The sequence below is a fragment of the Shewanella sp. 11B5 genome (assembly GCF_002836795.1).
In the GTDB taxonomy this organism is placed as follows: Bacteria; Pseudomonadota; Gammaproteobacteria; order Enterobacterales; family Shewanellaceae; genus Shewanella; species Shewanella frigidimarina.
The window spans coordinates 1-2935 of record NZ_PJAP01000959.1 but is presented as its reverse complement, the minus strand read 5'-3'; the positions used below and the strand labels follow the sequence as shown (position 1 = coordinate 2935).

Here is a 2935-nt window from a genome sequence, read left to right as displayed (position 1 = left end):
CGTTAAATTAGATGTATGGTATACAACTGATTTAAGTCTCAACAGTATGGGTAATTGCTTGGTGGGTCACCATTTTGCGATACACATGTACTGTTGTTGAGTGTTTAAGCCATTAAATGGAGATAGATAATGAGCGTATTAGTAGGCCGTCCAGCCCCAGATTTTACAGCCGCAGCCGTTCTTGGTTCTGGTGAAATTGTTGACACATTTAACCTTGCTACCGCAATTAAAGGTAAGCCTGCAGTTATTTTCTTCTACCCACTCGATTTTACTTTTGTATGTCCATCAGAGCTAATTGCTTTTGATCACCGTATGGAAGAGTTCACTAAACGTGGTGTTGAAGTGATTGGTGTTTCTATTGATTCACAGTTTACTCATAACGCATGGCGTAACACTCCAGTCGACAAGGGTGGTATTGGCCAAGTTAAGTACACTCTAGTAGCTGATGTTAAACACGAAATTTGTAAAGCATATGACGTAGAGCATCCAGAAGCTGGTGTAGCTTTCCGTGGTTCTTTCTTAGTAGACAAAGAAGGTCAAGTTCGTCACCAAGTGGTTAACGATTTACCACTAGGCCGTAACGTTGATGAAATGATCCGTATGATTGACGCACTTCAGTTCCATGAAGAGCACGGTGAAGTTTGTCCAGCGGGCTGGTCAAAAGGCGAAAAAGGTATGACTGCAAGCACTGAAGGTGTTGCTGCATATCTAAAAGATAACTCTGACAAGCTATAATTTAGCGAATTAGAGACAATAAAAAAGCTGCTTCGGCAGCTTTTTTATTGGGTGACATTAATGCTTTCTTATCGAACTGGCCAAGTGTTGATGGCCTGCAAGAGATAACGAAGGGCTAAGTATTCATTATTCGCTTGTAGAGTCGCTATCATCTTCCACAGCCGCTAATGGCCATCCGCCCAACGCTTTCCATCTGTTAACGATGAGGCAAAATAATTCAGCGGTACGTTCGGTATCATATAATGCTGAATGGGCTTCTTTATTGTCGAAATCGATCCCTGCCATTTTACAGGCTTTAGCTAATACAGTGTGTCCAATAGCAAGGCCTGCGAGTGTCGCGGTATCAAAGCTAGCAAAAGGATGAAAAGGAGATCGTTTTAAACCATTTCGTTCAATAGCCTTATTAACAAACCCTAAATCAAAAGCGGCATTGTGCGCGACAATGATACTGCGATGACAATCTGCTGCTTTTTGGGCTTTTTTAACTTCTTTAAAAATCTCTAAAAAAGCGACTTTTTCGTCTACTGCACCACGAAGTGGATTGGTGGGGTCTATACCGTTAAAAGCTAATGCTGCAGGTTCTAAGTTTGCGCCTTCAAAAGGCTCAATATTAAAGTGAAGGGTTCTATCAAGTACAATGACTCCATCACTATTCATTTTTAATAAGCTGACAGCAATTTCAAGCAACGCATCGGTATTGGCATTAAAACCCGCAGTTTCGACATCGATAACAACAGGGAAATAACCACGAAATCGGTGTTTAAACTTATTAGCGTCGCAAATATCAGTCATTACAGTTTTTATCCTCAATAGCTATCATTCATCGGTGCAAATGATATAAGCCGAGTATTATGCGCAAACTCAAGCGCAGTGTCATGTTTGATTGTGGTTTTTATCATCGATTAAACATGATTGTTTACTAAAGGAACTGACTTTGTGGCCGATAGAACAAATGTAATCGGGTATAAAGGGTGGTTTTATGTGGCGAAAACTGATGGTCCTCACAAGTTTGTGTCTTTGCTCAACGGCTAATGCCGACTTGAGGCACTACGTTGCGTCATTAGAAAACTCTGCATGGCGTATTGGTGAGAACAATCCAATAGAATGCCGTCTTGAACATGATATTCCTGACTATGGGCGAGCTGTCTTTACCAGTAACGCTGGTAAAGCGTTAAATTTACATTTCACGTTAGACATGTGGCTAAAACCTGATGCAGTGACTAAAGCGACATTAATTAGTCGAGCCCCTAGTTGGCGCCCAGGACACAATTCTAAAGAAATCACTCAACTGACTTACAATAAGCAGTTTAATGGTGAAGTGCCTAAAAAAGCTGCCTGGTCTATGCTGAATGAATTGAGCCAAGGAATGGAACCCACGTTTTATTATGCTGATTGGTATAATCACAATGCCAAGATTGCCGTCGGTTTGTCATCGGCTAATTTTGGCGGTAAATACCGTGAATTTCGTGCTTGCTTAGCTAATTTATTGCCATACAGTTTTGATGATATTGCTTTTACGGTGTTAAATTACCAAGAAGGCGGGGTAGAGCTTACTCGTTTTTCTAGCCAGCAATTACAGAAAATACAGCGTTATTTGTCTTTTGACCCTGAAGTAGAGCTCGTGCTCATTGATGCTTACACCGACAGTTACGGTGGACGTTCGGTTAACCAAAAGGTGTCAGATAAGCGTGCTGATTCAGTGAAAGATATTCTTATTGCTAGTGGTATCCCTAAAGATCGGATTCATACATCGGGTCATGGTGAGAAACGCCATGTAACAGGTAATGATCTTGCAGAAGAACGTAAGATGAATCGTAGGGTCGTGATTAAAATAACCAAACCTATATAAATTCTATAATGTATCGCTTATTGCGCGCCATGCGCAGTCGCCTCGTTTATTGATATGATAATTTGTTTGAGCCTGTCATCCACCTGGTAAGCAGTACAATGGCTCAATCGCTAGATTATCCTCATCTATCTCTGCCCATTTCATTTGGCTGCTATTCAATATTTTTTAATACCAAAAGCCAAATCGATAATACTCATTTGTAAACGGATGTCGGTTTACTTAAAAGCCAACTCAATAGCGTGGACATCATTTCACTTTAAAGGGTTACGCTATTTCTTATTCGTATAGCTCAAATTTACAATAGTGGCATATTTTGATTTGTAGATTTGTAGATTTGTAGATTTGTAGATT

At 40.4% G+C, this 2935-nt stretch carries 3 protein-coding genes; 2 read left to right on the top strand and 1 reads right to left on the bottom strand.

Annotated features, from left to right (window positions below; translation table 11 throughout):
• Nucleotides 1-129: 129 nt before the first annotated feature.
• Nucleotides 130-735, top strand: coding sequence for a peroxiredoxin (locus tag CXF78_RS18805; protein ID WP_011636928.1), 606 nt, complete (start codon nucleotides 130-132; stop codon nucleotides 733-735).
• 126 nt (nucleotides 736-861) lie between these two features.
• Here CXF78_RS18805 and rnt read toward each other — a convergent pair whose 3' ends face one another.
• Nucleotides 862-1527: a ribonuclease T gene (gene rnt, locus CXF78_RS18800; RefSeq protein ID WP_011636929.1), complete on the bottom strand. Its 666-nt coding sequence runs from the start codon at nucleotides 1525-1527 to the stop codon at nucleotides 862-864.
• Between the two features lie 187 nt (nucleotides 1528-1714).
• Between rnt and CXF78_RS18795 the strand changes: the two genes are divergently transcribed.
• Nucleotides 1715-2584 (top strand): flagellar protein MotY, encoded by an 870-nt coding sequence (locus CXF78_RS18795; RefSeq protein ID WP_011636930.1) that lies wholly within the window; start codon nucleotides 1715-1717, stop codon nucleotides 2582-2584.
• Nucleotides 2585-2935: the final 351 nt, after the last annotated feature.